The sequence below is a fragment of the Janthinobacterium sp. Mn2066 genome (assembly GCF_049319705.1).
In the GTDB taxonomy this organism is placed as follows: domain Bacteria; phylum Pseudomonadota; class Gammaproteobacteria; order Burkholderiales; family Burkholderiaceae_D; genus Janthinobacterium.
On the sequence record NZ_JBMOUF010000010.1, the window covers coordinates 67,329 to 83,760 of the forward strand.

General features: G+C 60.2%; 20 protein-coding genes. 5 read left to right on the forward strand and 15 right to left on the reverse strand.

Annotated features, from left to right (window positions below; all coding sequences use genetic code 11):
* The first annotated feature begins 24 nt into the window (after nt 1–24).
* Together ACL9RI_RS19695 and ACL9RI_RS19700 are read left to right on the forward strand one after the other, a co-directional pair.
* Nucleotides 25–750 carry an ABC transporter ATP-binding protein gene (locus tag ACL9RI_RS19695; RefSeq protein ID WP_422728190.1) on the forward strand — a complete coding sequence of 242 codons (726 nt, stop codon included), beginning with the start codon at nt 25–27 and terminating at the stop codon, nt 748–750.
* Nucleotides 747–3,071, forward strand: coding sequence for a lysostaphin resistance A-like protein (locus ACL9RI_RS19700; RefSeq protein ID WP_422728191.1), 2,325 nt, complete (start codon nt 747–749; stop codon nt 3,069–3,071). The genes ACL9RI_RS19695 and ACL9RI_RS19700 overlap by 4 nt, the downstream gene beginning before the upstream one ends.
* A gap of 74 nt (nt 3,072–3,145) precedes the next feature.
* On the opposite strand, the gene ACL9RI_RS19705 is transcribed toward ACL9RI_RS19700, so the two are convergent.
* From ACL9RI_RS19705 to ACL9RI_RS19725, 5 genes are all read right to left on the reverse strand, one after another.
* Nucleotides 3,146–3,364: a YqaE/Pmp3 family membrane protein gene (locus ACL9RI_RS19705; protein WP_422728192.1), complete on the reverse strand. Its 219-nt coding sequence runs from the start codon at nt 3,362–3,364 to the stop codon at nt 3,146–3,148.
* 94 nt (nt 3,365–3,458) lie between these two features.
* A complete protein-coding gene (locus ACL9RI_RS19710) occupies nt 3,459–4,040 on the reverse strand; it encodes a TerD family protein (protein ID WP_422728193.1) in 582 nt (193 codons plus the stop codon).
* 30 nt (nt 4,041–4,070) lie between these two features.
* The gene (locus ACL9RI_RS19715) at nt 4,071–4,766 is read right to left on the reverse strand and encodes a TIGR00266 family protein (RefSeq protein ID WP_422728194.1); all 696 of its coding nucleotides are present in this window, start codon (nt 4,764–4,766) and stop codon (nt 4,071–4,073) included.
* 45 nt (nt 4,767–4,811) lie between these two features.
* Nucleotides 4,812–5,387, reverse strand: a complete 576-nt coding sequence (locus tag ACL9RI_RS19720; protein WP_422728195.1) for a TerD family protein — start codon at nt 5,385–5,387, stop codon at nt 4,812–4,814.
* Between the two features lie 128 nt (nt 5,388–5,515).
* Nucleotides 5,516–6,589: a DUF475 domain-containing protein gene (locus ACL9RI_RS19725; RefSeq protein ID WP_422728196.1), complete on the reverse strand. Its 1,074-nt coding sequence runs from the start codon at nt 6,587–6,589 to the stop codon at nt 5,516–5,518.
* A 114-nt stretch (nt 6,590–6,703) separates the two neighbouring features.
* Here ACL9RI_RS19725 and ACL9RI_RS19730 point away from each other — a divergent pair, with 114 nt between their 5' ends.
* A complete protein-coding gene (locus tag ACL9RI_RS19730; RefSeq protein ID WP_422728197.1) occupies nt 6,704–7,612 on the forward strand; it encodes a LysR family transcriptional regulator in 909 nt (302 codons plus the stop codon).
* 108 nt (nt 7,613–7,720) lie between these two features.
* Nucleotides 7,721–9,061 (forward strand): hemolysin family protein, encoded by a 1,341-nt coding sequence (locus ACL9RI_RS19735; RefSeq protein ID WP_422728198.1) that lies wholly within the window; start codon nt 7,721–7,723, stop codon nt 9,059–9,061.
* Here the strand turns inward: ACL9RI_RS19735 and ACL9RI_RS19740 are convergent, their stop codons facing one another.
* From ACL9RI_RS19740 to ACL9RI_RS19765, 6 genes are read right to left on the reverse strand one after another with little or no spacing between them, the layout of a single operon-like run.
* Nucleotides 9,062–10,120: an AI-2E family transporter gene (locus ACL9RI_RS19740; protein WP_422728199.1), complete on the reverse strand. Its 1,059-nt coding sequence runs from the start codon at nt 10,118–10,120 to the stop codon at nt 9,062–9,064.
* Between the two features lie 44 nt (nt 10,121–10,164).
* A complete protein-coding gene (locus ACL9RI_RS19745; protein WP_422728200.1) occupies nt 10,165–10,761 on the reverse strand; it encodes an SCO family protein in 597 nt (198 codons plus the stop codon).
* Nucleotides 10,762–10,783: 22 nt separating this feature from the next.
* Nucleotides 10,784–11,677, reverse strand: coding sequence for a heme o synthase (cyoE, locus tag ACL9RI_RS19750; protein WP_422728201.1), 894 nt, complete (start codon nt 11,675–11,677; stop codon nt 10,784–10,786).
* Nucleotides 11,678–12,847: a COX15/CtaA family protein gene (locus ACL9RI_RS19755; protein ID WP_422728357.1), complete on the reverse strand. Its 1,170-nt coding sequence runs from the start codon at nt 12,845–12,847 to the stop codon at nt 11,678–11,680.
* Nucleotides 12,848–12,876: 29 nt separating this feature from the next.
* Nucleotides 12,877–13,506, reverse strand: a complete 630-nt coding sequence (locus ACL9RI_RS19760) for an SCO family protein (protein ID WP_422728202.1) — start codon at nt 13,504–13,506, stop codon at nt 12,877–12,879.
* Nucleotides 13,487–14,179 (reverse strand): SURF1 family protein, encoded by a 693-nt coding sequence (locus ACL9RI_RS19765; RefSeq protein WP_422728203.1) that lies wholly within the window; start codon nt 14,177–14,179, stop codon nt 13,487–13,489. Before ACL9RI_RS19765 ends, ACL9RI_RS19760 begins: the two co-directional genes overlap by 20 nt.
* Nucleotides 14,180–14,257: 78 nt before the next feature.
* Here ACL9RI_RS19765 and ACL9RI_RS19770 point away from each other — a divergent pair, with 78 nt between their 5' ends.
* Entirely contained in the window at nt 14,258–14,458 is a 201-nt protein-coding gene (locus tag ACL9RI_RS19770) for a twin transmembrane helix small protein (protein ID WP_422728204.1), read from the forward strand.
* A gap of 115 nt (nt 14,459–14,573) precedes the next feature.
* Here the strand turns inward: ACL9RI_RS19770 and ACL9RI_RS19775 are convergent, their stop codons facing one another.
* The 4 genes from ACL9RI_RS19775 to ACL9RI_RS19790 all read right to left on the reverse strand — a co-directional run bounded on the left by ACL9RI_RS19775 (nt 14,574) and on the right by ACL9RI_RS19790 (nt 16,398).
* Nucleotides 14,574–15,434: a cytochrome c oxidase subunit 3 gene (locus tag ACL9RI_RS19775; protein ID WP_422728205.1), complete on the reverse strand. Its 861-nt coding sequence runs from the start codon at nt 15,432–15,434 to the stop codon at nt 14,574–14,576.
* Nucleotides 15,435–15,500: 66 nt separating this feature from the next.
* Entirely contained in the window at nt 15,501–15,713 is a 213-nt protein-coding gene (locus ACL9RI_RS19780) for a DUF2970 domain-containing protein (RefSeq protein WP_422728206.1), read from the reverse strand.
* Nucleotides 15,710–16,294, reverse strand: a complete 585-nt coding sequence (locus ACL9RI_RS19785; protein ID WP_422728207.1) for a cytochrome c oxidase assembly protein — start codon at nt 16,292–16,294, stop codon at nt 15,710–15,712. The genes ACL9RI_RS19780 and ACL9RI_RS19785 overlap by 4 nt, the downstream gene beginning before the upstream one ends.
* A complete protein-coding gene (locus ACL9RI_RS19790) occupies nt 16,291–16,398 on the reverse strand; it encodes a cytochrome oxidase small assembly protein (RefSeq protein ID WP_422728208.1) in 108 nt (35 codons plus the stop codon). Before ACL9RI_RS19790 ends, ACL9RI_RS19785 begins: the two co-directional genes overlap by 4 nt.
* Nucleotides 16,399–16,432: the final 34 nt, after the last annotated feature.

The window sequence follows — 16,432 nt, forward strand, 5'->3', positions numbered from 1 at the left end:
CATTTATTCTTTCTAGGATGCAAGATGATCGCCTTCGAAGGTTTATCCAAGCAATACGGTAGTTTCGAGGCGCTCAAGCCGCTCACACTGCAAGTGGGCAAGGGAGAAGTATTCGGCTTCCTGGGGCCCAATGGGGCCGGCAAGACCACCACCATCCGCATGATGATGGGCATCCTGGTGCCCAGCGCGGGCCGGGTGCTGATCGATGGCCTCGATTGCCACCGCGATGGCCCCGCCGTCAAGCGCAAGGTCGGTTATTTACCCGACAATCCCATCTTTTATGATTATTTGCGCGGCCGCGAAATCCTGCAGTTCGTCGCCGAAATGCATGGCTTTTCGCGCGCGGAAGCAGCAACGCGCACGGCGCGCCTGCTGGGCGAATTCGGCCTCGATGAAGCAAGTGACGATTTCGCCGTCAATTATTCGCTGGGCATGAAAAAGAAGCTGGGCCTGGCGTGCGCGCTGATCCACGATCCTGCCGTGCTGATCCTCGATGAACCGATCAACGGACTGGACCCGCGCGCCTCGCGCGAGGTGCAGGAACGGCTGCTGCGCATCGCCGCCGCCGGCACCACCATTTTCGTTTCCACGCACTTGCTGGACATGGCTGAAAAACTCTGCAGCCGGGTCGCCATCATCCACCAGGGCGCGCTGGCGGCCACCGGTAGCCTGGACGATATCCGGCAGCAGCTGGCCAGCCAAGGCAGCCTGGAAGAACTCTTCCTGCAATTGACGGAGCCCGCGCAATGAAGACCGTGCCCGTCACGCCCTTGCGCGCCACCTGGCTGCTGATCCGTTTGCGCCTGCGGCGCATGCTCAATGCCGGCGGCGCACGGTTTAGGTTCAAGCGCAAGCAAGCCGACGTCGTCTCCCGCCCTGCCACGGCCGGCAAGCGCCGCGGCACGTGGCTGGTCAGCGCACTGGTGCTGGCGTCGATGCTATTTTCCTTCGGCAACATCGCCAACCAGAGCGTGCTGAACCTGCATTGCGCGCTGGACGCCGTCGGCAACTGCCACGGACGAGACGGCATGGACATCGTCGCGGCCCAGTTGACGGGAACACCGTTCAGTACGGCGCTGCTGGCAGGCCTGAGCCTGCAATTATGTCTGCTGTGGCTGATCAGCGTGTTGCTGCCGCTGGGCACGGGCGAGCTGTCCAGGCCGGACTGGGACCTGGAATGGCTGGTCACCCTGCCCGCCTCCAAAGCCACCTTGCTATGGGCGCGCGTGTTTGAACGCACGATCGCCAATCCGGTCGGCCTGGTGGCCTTGCTGCCACCGACCGCCGTGATCGCCTGGTATGGCGGTTATGGCTGGCTGGCGCCCTTGCCCGCACTGGCCCTCAGCCTGTTGCTGTTGCTGGCAGCGGCCATGCTGCGCACCCTGGTCGATACGGGATTGCGCCTGACGCTGTCGCCATCGAGCCTGGGTAATTTGCAAGCCGTGATTTCCATCGTCGGCGTGCTGCCCATGTATATCGCCATGTCCTTCGGCATGGGCCGCGAGGGTTTTGCCCTCGGCTGGGCTGCCGCCATGCCCGCCTGGAGCGCGTGGACGCCGCCGGGCCTGGTGCTGCAACTGCTGAACCGCCCCACCGTGCCGGCCGCCGCAGCGCTGCTGTTGCAAGTGGCCGTGCTGCTGTGGCTGGGCATGCTGATCCTGCGCCGCCAGCTGCGCGATGGCGTCGTCGGCAGCGGCCAGCGTGCCAGCGTGCGCACGGCCTCCAAGGTAGCAGCACCACCGTCCAGCCGCTGGCGTTTCGGCACGGTGATACAGCGGCGTGAATTGAGCCTGCTCAAACGCGACCGCAACTTCTTCGTGCAAACCTTGCTGCTGCCACTCGTGATCCTGGGCAGCCAGGTGATATTCACGGGCCGCCTGCAAGATGTCCGCGAGCTGCTGGACAGACCTGCCCTGCTGGTCTCGACCGGTTTTTTCCTCGGCACCTACACGCTGATGATGTCCGCCTTCCAGACCTTGAACAAGGAAGGCGGTTCGTTGTGGATGCTGTACACCTTCCCCGTTTCCGTCGAACAGGCGCTGCGGGAAAAAGCCCAGCTGTGGGCCGTGCTGTCCATGCTCTATCCGTTGATATTGTTTGGCGCCACCCTGCTACTCATACCGCAATGGCATTGGGACTTGGCCGGCCTGATGCTGCTGGCGCTGGCCGGCATCGCCCTGTATAGCGTGATCGCCGTGGCGCTGGGCGTATTTGCCAGCGATCCGCTGGCCATCGAGGCGCAGGCAAAAGTGCGTCCTACCTATCTGTATCTGTACATGCTGCTGACGGGCTTGTACATCGGCGCCCTGTCGGCCGGCAGCCTGGTGCAGCGGCTGGTGTTCCTGGTGCTGACAGTCGCGCTGGCGCTGGCGCTATGGCAAAAAGCGCGCGACCAGATACCGTATCTGCTTGACCCCGCCGCTTCGCCGCCGGCCCGCGTGTCCGCTTCGGATGGCCTGATGGCCGCCATGCTGTTCTTCGTGGCGCAGGTGCTGATCTTGCTGCTGCTCAAAAATAAGGAATCCCCCAGCATGTTGCACATCGCGCTGGCCTTCGGCGGCGCCGGCGGACTGACTTATGTGCTGGTGCGCCTGCTGTACTGGCGCAGCAAGACGACCGGCGTGCCGCGCGTGCTCGGTGGCCAGCAGCCGCTGCGCCGGGCCGGCATGGCGGCAGGCCTGGCAGCCATCTGCGGCATCGTCTATCTGTACGCCCTGCAGGCCAGCGGTCAACTGCCGGCCGCGCCGCTGCTGCATGCCGCCGGCTGGAACCGGGACTGGCTGTGGCTGGCCGGCCTGACCTTGCTGGCCGCGCCCCTGTGCGAAGAATTCATCTTCCGTGGCTTGATACAGGGCGGCTTGCGCCGCTCGCTGCCCGCCTGGCAGGCGATCACCATCAGCGCCGCCATCTTCGCCATCGTCCATCCGCCCGCCTCGATGCTGCCCGTGTTCGTGCTGGGCCTGTGCACAGGCTACGCTTACCAGCGCAGCGGCTCCTTGCTGGCGCCGATGCTGACCCACGCCGGCTACAACGCCGCGATTTTGCTGTGCCAGCGATTCTTGTTCGCCTGAGTTCAGCCCCCTCGACATGCAAAAAAGCCCGCACAATCACTTGTGCGGGCTTGCATGGTGCCGCTTGACCGTTCTCAGATCACCCGGCTACGCCTGCGCATGTAGCTGCGGCTGACGGCTCCTTCCAGTTCCTGCTCCGTCTTGTGCTGGTTCACCGTGTGCAGGGCCCACAGGGCCCCCGGCACCCAGCCGATCACAGTGCACTGCATGATCAGGGTGGCAGCACCGGCCAGCGGGCGCCCCAGCATAAAGAACGTCAGACATGGAAGCAGCAGGGCTATCAGCAAACGCATCACAACATACTCTCCTTCAATCTAAGAGCAGCGGGCAAGGCCCGGTATCCGGTCCGGTCCCCGCCCGCTGCGGACTACTCCTCGGGATTACCCCTTACAAATGCGCCGCGATCTGTGGCATCAAATCGTCAAAGGTACGGCCATTGCCGTTTTCGCCGATCGCGTGCATTTTCCATTCGCCGTTATGGCGATACAGCTTGGCCATGATCTGCGCCGTGTGGGCGCCTTGCACCGACAGGTTGAAGCGCGCGATTTCCTGCTGGTTGCCCGCATTGACAATGCGGCAGTAGGCATTTTCCACCTGCGAGAAGTTCTGGCCCGTAAAACTGTTGACGGTGAAGACCAGGCTCTTCACCTGCGCCGGCACTTTGGTCAGGTCGACATTGATCTGCTCGTCGTCGCCATCGCCGGCGCCGGTGCGGTTGTCGCCCGTGTGCACAATGCTGCCGTCGCGGCTTTTCAGCTGGCGGAACCAGACGATATCGGCCAGCTTGCTGGTGTCATCGAACAGCACGCAGGAAGCGTCCAGGTCGATCGCTTCGGTTTTCGCGCCGAAGCCGAAAAAGCCCTTGGTCTTGATCGAATCCCAGCCCAGGCCCATGGTGATGCGGGTCAGGCTGGCGCCAGCTTCCTTGTCCAGGGATATCTTCTGGCCCTTGCTCAAATTAACAGACATTCTCTTTTCTCCTTCAATTCACTGTATTGATTACGATGCTTTGCTTTGCGTCCAGGCAAGGAAGGCTGCGCGGTTGCGCGAGCACACAAGGATCTTCCCTGTCCCCCTGAATTTCAGCACGATGCCTTCGCCGCTGGTCTGGCTATTGATCAGATTGCCCAGGAAGCCCCCGCTGCTGCCGGTGGTCATCGAAATTTCGTATTGCAGGCGGTTGTCCCAGCACACCACGTGCGAGTTATCGATCACCACATCCTTGCCAGGCGTCACTTCCAGTTCGGACATGGCGCCAAAGCCGGACACCGCCAGCTGGCCGCTGCCTGCCGTCTCGGTGATAAAAAAGCCACCGCTCTGGGCAAACAGCGCATTGCCCAGGCTTTGCGTGCGCACCTTCAATTCCACGCCAGAGGTGGCTGCCACGAAAGCGCCATCGCTGATCATGTATTGTTGGCTACCAACGTCCAAGACACGCATGGCGCCCGGCAAAATCGGCGACAGCAAGCAATCGCCATCGCCGCGCAAAGCCTCGATATGCTGCTGGAAGAACGATTCGCCATTGGCAAAGGTACGCATCAGCGCGGCGCCTATACCACCCGTCATCTTGCCTTTCAGCTCCAGATTGGTTTCCATCATCACCATCGCATCGGATTCGCAATAAATCTTTTCGCCCTTGGTCAGCGAGATATGCAAAAACGGATCGACCTCTCCGGTCACGTTAAAAATTGGCATACAACAACTCCTTCCTGACGATGGTGATGATAAAACTATTACAACTTAAACGCCCACACCGAACGAGGCAGCGAGGGGGCCGAGGCCGCCCTTGTAACCCTGGCCGATGGCCTTGAATTTCCAATCGCCGCCATTGCGGTAGATTTCGCCGAAGACCATCGCCGTTTCGGTCGAGCCATCTTCCGACAAGTCGAAGCGGGCGATTTCCGTGTTGCCGTTTTCATTGACGCAGCGCACATAAGCTTTCGAGACCATGCCGAAGTTTTGCTTGCGCGCTTCGGCGTCGTGGATGGTCACGCAAACGGCGATCTTGTCGACGTCGGCCGGCACCCTGGCCAGGTCGACCACCACGCTTTCATCGTCGCCATCGCCGGCGCCGGTGCGGTTGTCGCCCGTGTGGGTAACGGCGCCATCACTCGACTTCAGGTTGTTATAAAAAATCATGTCGATGTCCGCACGCACCTTGCCGTCGGCTTTCAGCAGGAAGGCCGAGCCGTCGATGTCGAAGGCGGCGCCATCGGTGACGCGCGCATCCCAGCCCAGGCCGATGATCATTTTGGCGATGCCAGGTGCTTCCTTGCTCAGGTTGACGTTGCCGCCTTTTTGCAGATTGATAGCCATGATGTGTTGCTCCTCTATGAAATAAAACACCTGGCGCCCTCCACCGGCCCGACTCACCGGGCCGGCGGCGACGCTTGCTGCCTCACGCTGACAAACGGGTGTGAACGTTTGCCGCAGTTTTCTTACGATTAAGCCTTGGCCGTTTCCAGTGCTGGCTCCGGCTCGCCTTCCAGCAAAGCCATACGACGCTTGTAGCGGATCGACGACCACAGCGAAGCCAGAATAAACGCCACGCCGATCAGGCCCGTGAAGATCTCGGGAATGTGGAACTTCATGCTGGCCAACATGATCAGGGCCAGGATGCCGATCGCATAATGCGCGCCATGCTCCAGGTAGACGAACTCGTCCAGGGTGCCCTTGCGTACCAGGAACACTGTCATCGAACGCACGAACATGGCACCGATAGCCAGGCCCAGCATGATGATCACGACATCCTTGGTGATGGCAAACGCGCCGATCACGCCGTCAAAGCTGAACGAGGCATCGAGCACTTCCAGGTACAGGAAACCGCCGATACCGCCGCGCTTGACGATGTCGCCCACATTGCCATTGCCGTTGTCGCCTTCCAGCAAGCCGCTGATCACATCCACGCCCACATACGTCAGCACGCCCCACAAGCCGGCCGTCAGCACCACCAGTTTCTGGCCCGGCTCGATCATGCTCAGGCTGGCCATCAACGTGCCCAGCGCGATCATCACGGAAATCGACGACACCTTGCCCAGCGCGCCCAGCTTTTCTTCAAAGCGGCCCAGCCAGTGGGTTTCTTTCTCGTCATCGAGCAAGAAGTTCAGGAACACCAGCAGCAGGAAAATACCGCCGAAGGCTGCCACTTCTGCGTGGTGATTGGTCAGGTGCATCGAATACTGTTGCGGATCGCTCAAGGCCAGGTCCCATACTTGCAGCAGGCCCAAATCAGCCGCCTGCGCCACGATCACCAGCGGGAACAGCAAGCGCATGCCGAACACGGCGATGATGATGCCCACGCCCAGGAACAGGTTTTGCCAGAATTTGTCCCAGGTCTTGAGCACGGAGGCATTGACCACCGCGTTGTCGAACGACAGCGACACTTCCATCACCCCCAGGATCACCGCGATACCCAGCGCCGACATCATGGCCGAGACGCCGCCGTGCGTATAACCCCACCAGGCCGCGATGGCCAGGCAGACAAATGTCACCAGAAATGACACTCTGAAATGCTTCATCGATTCTCCTTGTTGTCACGATTGAATGACAAGCAGTATAGGGACAGTACACTGATTTAAAAATGGAAGATAATGGAAGCATTACTTCGTAAAAACAGAAGATAGGACGCAGGCATGAAAACCACGGGCTTCAATTACCGGCATTTGTATTTCTTTTGGGTCGTAGCCCGCGAAGGAGGCGTGACGCGGGCGGCCGAACGCCTGGGCCTGGCCGTGCAAACCATCAGCACCCAGCTGGCGCTGCTGGAAAAGGAGCTGGGCAAATCCCTGCTGCAGCCACAGGGACGCCGCCTGGTGCCCACCGAAGCGGGCCGGCTGGCGCTCGGTTATGCGGACCAGATTTTTCTGCTGGGCGAGCAGATGCAAGATGCGCTCAGCGATGCCGATGCAGAAAAGATGCGGCTGACGGTGGGCATTTCCGACTCGCTGCCGAAACTGATGGCCTACCGCATGCTGGACGCCACGCGCAGCCTCGGTCAACCCGTCAAGCTGGTCTGCCTGGAAGATGAATTCGAATCCTTGCTGGCCGACCTGGCCCTGCACAAACTGGACCTGGTGCTGACCGACCGCGCCGTGCCGGCCGGCGCCAGCCTGCGCGTGTCGAGCCATTTATGGGGAGAAAGCTCGATGAAACTGTTCGGCGCACCGGCGCTGGCCGCCCGCTATGGCCCCGGTTTTCCAGGCAGCCTGAATGGCGCGCCGTTCTTGCTGCCCGCGCGCAATAACGCCTTGCGCGGGCGCATCGATGAATGGATGGTGCAACAAGGCGTGCGGCCCGACGTGCTGGGCGAATTCGAAGACAACGCCATGCTGAACGCCTTCGGCCGCAAGGGCCTGGGCCTGTTCTTCGCCTCGGCCAGCCTGGCAGCCGAGATCGAGGAGCAATTCGGCGCCGTGCTGGTGGGAGAGGCAGCGACCTTGCGCGAACAGTTCTATGTGATTTCGAATGAACGCAAGATCAGGCACCCGGCGCTGGATGTGATCCTGGCCACGGCCCAGGGCAGTGGAGGAAAACTGCTGTAAAACCCTGAAAAATCGTTAAAAATCCAATAAGAGACTGGCAAAATTAGGTTATGCCGCCCTTCGTCGTTTAAGATGACGTTTTTATAGCCCATCTCTTATTGCGCCCCCATGCACAATGTCTTGCTTGTCCTGCTCGCCCTCTTCCTGGTCGCGCTGAACGGTTTTTTTGTTGCCGCCGAATTTGGCATCGTCACCTTGCGGCGCACCCGCATCCGCGCCATCGCCAAGACACGGGGACTACGGGGACGCATCCTGGCCAAGGTACATGGCGAGCTGGACGCCTATCTGTCCGCCTGCCAGCTGGGCATCACGCTCGCTTCGCTGGGCCTGGGCTGGGTCGGAGAACCGGCCTTTGCGGGCCTGGTCACGCCGCTGTTTGCCGCCCTCGGCGTCAGCTCGCAAGAACTGATCCACGGCATTTCCTTCGTGCTGGCCTTCAGCGTGATTTCCTTTTTGCATATCGTGGTGGGCGAACTGGCGCCCAAATCGCTGGCCATCCGCAACCCGGAAGCAATCGGCCTGTGGAGCGCGATTCCCCTGTACGGCTTTTACTGGACCATGTACCCGGCCATCTATTTGCTCAACGCCAGCGCCAACTGGGTGCTGCGCGTGGCAGGTTTGTCCGGCAAGGGCAGCCACGACGCCCATTACTCGTCCGATGAATTGAAACTGATATTGCGCACCAGCCAGCCCGGCGAAAAATTTACCCGCGACGAACGCAACATCCTGGCCCAGTCGCTCGATTTCGAACAGATGACGGTGTCGGACCTGATGCGCCCGCTCAATGAAGTGAGCGCCCTGTACGCTTCGCAAAGCCTGGCAGAAAACCTGGAGACGGTGCTGCGCAACCGCTTCAGCCGCTACCCCTACTTTGACACCAATGGCGACGATGTACTGGGCGTGGTACACCTGAAAGACTTGTTTTTCGCGCAGCAGGCCGGCAAGCCTATCACCTCGCTCACGCCCTTCCTGCGTCCGGTAGACATCATTTCTGCGCGCACGCCGGCGCTGGAACTGTTCCGCCGCTTCCGCGATGGCGCGCCCCACTTCGCGCTGATCGGCGAAAAGAACAAGCGTCCGCTGGGTTTTATTACCCTGGACAACTTGCTGGGCGCCATGGTCGGCGAGATTCGCGATGAATTCCGCCGCAATGAAAACGATTGGCTCAAGCAAAGCGACGGCACCCTGATCGGCAAGGCCAGCCTGCCCATCTTTTCACTGGAACGTATCCTCGGCATCGATATCGAAAACGAGGAACTGGGGCTGGAAGACGTGGAATCGGTGGGCGGCTTGATCATGGTCAAGCTGGGCGATATCCCGAAACAGGGCCAGCGCATCACCTTTGTCGACTTCGATATCGTCGTCAAGAAAATGAACGGGCCCCGCATCGTGCTGATCAAGGTGATTCCGAAGCAGGAACGGGACCTGGATCCCGATGCACGGGACTGATCATTCCTTCACCTGCGGCACGGAAGTTGCTCCAACCGTCCAGGTTTGCAGCAGGCTGTACAGTACCGCCAGCAAGGTCGGGCCGATGAACAGGCCCACGAAGCCGAACGCCAGCACGCCGCCCAACACACCGAGCAGCACCAGTAAAAATGGCAGGCTGCTGCCACGGCTGATCAGCATGGGCTTGACCACATTGTCCACGCCGCTGATCAGCAAGGCGCCCCACACCAGCATGAAAATGCCCCAGCCCGTGTGCCCCTCGTTAAATAGCCAGATGGCGGCGCCGCCCCAGATCAGCGGCGGCCCCACCGGTATCAGCGACAGGATAAAGGTGGCGATGCCCAGCAGGGCCACGGCCGGCACGCCGGCGATCAAAAAGCCTGCCACGGCCACCAGCGCCTGCGCCAGGGCCGTGCCCAGCAAGCCATACATGACGCCGCGCACGGTGCGGCTGATCGTCAGCAGCACGCCAGGCGCACTGTCGCCGATGATGCGCGTACTGCCCGTCAGCAAGGCCAGCTGCAATTGCTGTCCATCGCGGTAGAGGAAGAAACTGACGAACACGGCCAGGCTGGTTTGCGCCACGCCGCTGCCCAGCACCAGGCCGCCGGACGTGAGGAAATGGCGCGCCGGCTCCAGCAAGGTCTTGCCCACTCTCAACAATTCTTCGCGGTCGCCGATCAGGCTGCGCAGATAACCGTCGATGCTTTCGCCCACCAGCGGAATGCTGGCCAGCCAGGACGGCGGCTGCAAGCCGCCCGCTTCCAGCGCCGTGCGGACCTGGTCCACCATGCGCGACACATTGTCGGCCAGGTTGTAGGTGACCAGTGCCAAAGGCAGCACCACCACCAGCACCAGCGAGACGGTCATGGCGGCAGCAGCCAGGTTGCGCCGGCCTTTCAGCCTGTGCAGCAGGCGCAGATACAGGGGCCAGCTGGAAATGCTGACGCAGACGGCGAACAGCATCGCCGCCAGGAAGGGCCGTAAAACAAAAAAGCAGCCGATCACCAGGAAGATGATGGCTGCCAGGCGGGCATACGGTTCAAAACGTTTTTCCATAAACCCAGTTATCCAGTGGAGGGCGCCTCAGGGGCGCGACCGGCTCAGGATAGCAGAAGTTTAAGATCGTGCGCTACTGCCGCCGGGGTTTCGCCGTGGCGGATAAACAAACGGATCTTGCCTTCGCGGTCAAACACATAGGTGCCGGCCGTATGGTCGACCGTATAACTATTGTCCGTTTCGCCTTCGACCTTGGCGTAATACACCTTGAATTCCTTGGCCACCCTGGCCGTTTCATCGAGAGTGCCATACAGGCCCACGAAACGCTTGTCGAAGGCAGGCACGTATTCGGCCAGCAATTTCTGCGTATCGCGTTCCGGGTCGACCGTGACGAACAGCACTTGCACCTTGTCGGCATCCGGCCCCATTTCCTTCATCACCTGGGCCATGTCGGCCATGGTGGTGGGGCACACATCCGGGCATTGCGTGTAGCCAAAGAACATCAGCACCAGCTTGCCCTTGTAGTCGGCCAGGGTGCGGCGCTGGCCCGTGTGGTCGGTCAGCGAGAATTCACGCGCATAGGCGGCGCCGGTGATATCCATGTTCTTGAACGCCAGCTTGGGCGCTTCCGGCTTGCCGCAGCCAGCCAGCAAGGCGGTGGCAAACAGGGCAGTCAACAGCAGATAAAAACGTTTTTTCATGGTCAGCGTGCTCGAAAGAAGCTTAGAAGAAGAAATAATGATCGACCAGCAAGGCCACGAATAACAGCGCCAGGTAGACGATGGAATAAGCAAAGGCCTTGCGCGCGATCAAGTCCGTGTAATGGCGGTACATCTTCCATGAGTAATACAGGAAACCGGCGTTCAAGGCGATGGCGGAAAATAAATAAATCAGGCCGCTCATGCGCACGGCGTACGGCAGCAAGGTGGTGGCGGCCAGCGCGATCGAGTACAGCCAGACGTGAAATTGCGTAAACTTCAAGCCGTGCGTAACGGGCAGCATCGGCAGGCCGGAACGGGCGTAATCGTCGCGGCGGTACATGGCCAGCGCCCAGAAATGGGGCGGAGTCCAGATAAAGATGATCAATACCAGCAGCCACGCTTGCATCGGTACGTCATTGGCGACCGCCGCCCAGCCCAGCGCCGGCGGCATGGCGCCGGACAGGCCGCCGATGACGATGTTTTGCGGCGTGGCCGGTTTCAGTATCAAGGTATAAATCAGCGCATAGCCGACAAAGGTGACAAAGGTCAGCCACATGGTCAGCGGATTGACCAGGTAATACAAGGTCGCCATGCCCAGGCCGCCGATCACCAGCGCGAACACCACCGTCTGCCTGACGGTGATGTCGCCCATGGCCATCGGACGGCGCGCCGTGCGGGCCATGCGCGCATCGATTTCGCGCTCGGCCAGGCAATTGACGGCAAACGCTGCGCCCGCCAGCAACCAGATGCCGATGGTGCCGAACACCACGGCATGCCAGTCCGGCATCTCGTCGCTGGCCAAGAACATGCCGATCACGGCGCAAAATACGGCCAGTTGCGTCACGCGCGGCTTGGTCAGCGCCCAATACTGGGCGATTCTAGGGGCAGGTTTACGGCTGAGTGTCTGAGTAGTCATTTATGGGGTACGGGAAATACTGCCGAGTGCCGGGGGCACTGTCGCGGCGGCGGAAGCGGAGGTCCGCGCTACATCGAGTTGAAATTTAGCCTTGTAGTTTAACATGGTCAGCAACAACACGAGCAGCGCCGCCCCGCCGTTATGCAGCACGGCAATGGCCAGCGGCCAGTTCAGGTAGATGGTCGCCAGACCCGTGCACGCCTGCACGGCCAGCACCACGGCGATCCATCTTGCCGGTTTGCGCAGTGTCGGCAGGGACCAGGCGCGGTACACCGTGTAACCGATGCCGAGCAGCACGAAAAAGGCAAAATTGCGGTGCACCCAGTGAATCGCCGTCAGGGCGGAAAACGGCAGATAGTGGCCGGCAGCCGTCTTGCCCAGCTCGCGCCACAAGTGAAAACCGTGCTCAAAATCCATCTCCGGGATCACCTTGCCGCCGCACAGGGGAAAGTCGGTGCAGGCCAGCGTGGCATAGTTGGTGCTGACCCAGCCGCCCAGCGCGATCTGCGCCGTCAGCAGCACGGCCGAAAACATCGCCAGCGCGCGCACGGGGCGCAGCACGGACACGTCGGCCTCGGCGCGCAGCACGGGCGAAACGGCATTATCCTGCCGCCCGCCCAGCCAGGTCAGCAAGGCCAGCAGCCCCATGCCCAGCAGCAAGTGGATAGTGACGATAATCGGCTGCAGCTTCATGGTCACGGTCCAGGCGCCGAATGCGCCCTGCAGGCAGACGAACAGGAACAAGGCTGTCGGCAAGGCGGGGGCAAATTCCTGGCGTTTGCTTTTGCGCCACTGGCGCCACGCTTGCACCATCATCGCCACGATCAGCACGCCTATCGCCATCGCCAGGTAGCGGTGCGTCATTTCGATCCACGCCTTGGCCACCGTCACGGGTCCGGTCGGCATCAGCGCTTCGGCCGCCACGATATGTTCATGGGCCAGGAAAGGATTGGCCGAACCATAGCAGCCGGGCCAGTCGGGGCAACCCAGGCCCGAATCGGACAGGCGCGTAAAGCCGCCGAACATGATCAGGTCGAGGGTCAGGAACACGGCGACCCAGACCAGCTTGCGGTATTTATTCGCGTCGGACGAAATCCAGACGACGGTCAACGGCAGCAAGGCCACCAGCAAACCAGTCAGGCCCAGCTGGGCCAGTGCAGAAAAATGCATCGTAGGCATAGTAGACATCAACCTCTTCTTTAACCGATCGCCGAAGCTTTGAGCAGCTTGGCGATATCTTTTTTCACTTTGCCCGGATCGGCGTCTTTCGGGAAACGCATCATCAGGTTACCCAGCGGATCGATCAGATACAGATGATCTTCCGCCTTGCCCCCTTGTTCCACCGGCAGCCAGGCCTTCAAGGCATCGGCATTGACGCGCAACATATTGGTGCCGTCAAATTCGCGCATGATCAAGGTTTCCAGCGGTTGAGCATCCGTCACCAGCCAGACCCGCTCGATGCGCTCCATTTCCTTGCCCTGCATCAAACGCAGCTGCTGCATGGCAAACAGCTGCTTCTGGCACGCTTCCTGGCAATCGGACGGCCCCGTTTGCAGCAAGATCCACTTGCCCTTGAATTGCGCCAGCGGCGAGGCCTGGCCATCGAGCTCGGTCACATGCAGCTGCGCTTCAGGAATCGGATGCAAACGGGGGTCGATCAGCGCGCCATAATTATTGCGTCCCGTGGGTTTGATCACGTAATACGTCAGATAGGAAGCGATGATGGGAAAAGCGCACACGGCGATCACGGCCAGCAGCTTCAGGCGGCCGCTATGTTGCGCCTGTTTATCCAGGTTGGCTTGCTGTATTTCAGGGTTGTTTGTTTGCACGTCGAAATCCTGTCAAAACAAAAAATAAAAAAGCCATCAGAGCCAGTGCGTACCACTGGAATGCATAGCCGCGGTGCTTGTCCGCTCCCAGGTCGGGCGCGGGCCAGTCGCGTATGGGAAGCTGGCTGATGGCTGGCGGCGCGGTTTGTTCTATCAAAATGGGCTGGAAGACGAATCCGCTGGCCTGGGCCAGCTGGGCGATCTCGGCATTTTGCACGATGGCCTGCGGCGTCAGCGGCGGCGCCGTACCCAGTTGCATCACATGGCCCGCATTCAGGCGGACGATGCCGCTGATGGTGACCGTGCCTGTGGGAGTAACATAGTCGGGGATGCGCGTGCGCTCGACATTGTTGCGCGGCAACCAGCCCTGCGCCACCAGCACATGCATGCTGGAACCGTCAATTTGAAAGGGCGTCAGTACGTGGAAACCGGCCTGGCCGTGGTAGGGGCGGTTATCGAGATACACCGTCCAGGCGGGCACGAAGTGGCCGGTGACGGTGACGCGGCGAAATTCCATGACTGGCGCTTCGGCGGGCGGCAAGGGCGTCGCCGTCAACAGCAGCGACGCAGCCAGATTGCCCGTTTCCAGTTTCGCGGCGCGGGCAAGTTTTTCTTCAGCGCGGCGCTGCTGCCATTGCGCCAGCGAGATGCCCAGCACCACCAGTAGCAGCATGACAACAAAAGGGATCCATCTAAAACGGAAGCGTATACGCATTACAATGGAACCTCCTCAAACAGGGCCTTGCCATCCATGAAAATCATCGTCGCGATTGCCTTTATCCTGATCCTGGCCAGCCTGGGCTCGGCCCTGTTTTTCCTGATGCGCGACAAGGGCAAGAGCAACCGCACCGTGCAAGCGCTGACCATGCGCGTGGGCTTGTCGATTGTCCTCTTCCTGCTGATCTTGCTGGCGTACAAGCTTGGATACATCCAGCCGACGGGCATCCACTAATATTGCCTCATTAGCAAATTTTTCAGACCAAGAAAAAAGCCGTACCCGGGATTCCCCGGCACGGCTTTTTTATGGTGCAGGCGCAAGCTTCAACAGCGCGCGCCCTGCCCCGCCATTATAACCAATACACGACCACGTACAGGCCCAGCCAGACCACGTCGACAAAGTGCCAATACCAGGCGGCGCCTTCGAAGCCGAAGTGGTGTTCGGGCGTAAAGTGGCCTTTCAGCACACGGTACAAAATCACCGACAGCATGATGGCGCCCATGGTCACGTGGAAACCGTGGAACCCCGTCAACATGAAGAAGGTGGCGCCGTAGATGCCTGACGTCAATTTCAAATTCAGCTCGGTGTAGGCATGCACATATTCATACACCTGGAAACCCATGAAGACGGCGCCCAGCACAATCGTGGCGAACAGGAACAAGGCCGTGGCGCCCCGGTGGCCGGCGCGCAGCGCATGGTGGGAAATGGTCAGGGTCACGCCCGACAGCAGCAGCAAGGCAGTGTTAATCGTCGGTATCCAGAACGGCGTCATGGTAACGAAATCCTGCACCGTGCCGGCCGGGCCCGTATTGCCCCAGTGGGCAGCAAAGTCTGGCCAGATCAGCTTGTTGTCCAGGTCGCCCAGCCATGGCATCGAGATGCTGCGCGCATAAAACAGGGCGCCGAAGAAGGCGCCAAAGAACATGACTTCGGAAAAGATGAACCAGCTCATGCTCCAGCGGAAGGAGTGGTCGATGCGTTCGCTATATAAACCTTTTTCGGATTCGCCGATGGCGTCGCCGAACCAGAAGTACAGCACCAGCAAGATGCCGGCAATGCCAGCCAGGTTCAGATACGGTCCCCACGCCACATCGTTGACCCAGGCCGAGGCGCCTATCATGGTCAGCAGCAGGCTGGCGCCGCCCAGCAGGGGCCAGCGTGAAGGCCCGGGCACAAAATAATACGGGGCGGCGGCGTGCTTGGAACTCATCATCATCTCCTCAAAAAACTTGTAGGGTGGTTTTTATTTGTTATAGATAACTGATTGGATCACTGATTATGGAACAACTAATTTGACGATCGTAATCAAAATGCCGATCAGGCAAGCCACGGCCAGCAGCGCCGCAATCACCACGTGCACGGGATTGAGCCTGGCCGAATCCGTATCGAAATCGCTCTTGCGGCGCAACCCCGTAAACGACCAGACCACTGCCCGGAGCGAATACAGGAAGGAAGCCTGCGGTGCTTGGGTAGGCTTCTCGTCGCTCATAAATTCCCCTGTTGCACGGAGGGCGCCGGCGCCTTGCTCAGCCCTGCAATTTCGAAAAACGTGTACGACAAGGTGATGGTCTTGACCTCTTTCGGCAGCGCCGGATCGAGGAAGAACACCACCGGCATCTGCCGCGCCTCATGCGGTTTCAGGGTTTGCTGCTTGAAGCAGAAACACTCGACCTTCTTGAAATGCGGCGTTGCGCTCTGCGGTGCGTAGCTGGGTATTGCCTGCGCATTGACGGTGCGGTCTTGCGTATTGACCACTTCATACATGACGGTGACCAGCTCGCCCGGATGCACTTGCATGGAAGAAACCACGGGACGGAAACGCCATGGCCCCTGCGCATTGCCGTCGAATTCCACGGTGATGCTGCGCGTGGCGTCGACCTGGGTATTGTTGTCGTAAGCCACCGTGCCATCTTTTTGCGTCAGTACATTGATGCCCATCACTTCGCAAATCTGCTTGTAGACGGGAATCAGGGCATACCCAAAGCCAAACATCACGCAGGCAATCACGACCAGCTTGCCCAGCATCTTGCGGTTCAGTCCGCGTGTTTCCTGTTGTTCCGGCGTCGTCACGACAGCCACAGCCGCTTGGCGAACACGGACAGGAAGAAAAAGGCGGCCAGGGCAGCCAGTATCAGTCCGGTGCGCAGATTATTCGGTTTTTTACGTTCGTTCATGGCAGGCACTTTATTCAAAGCGGGCCAGCGCACA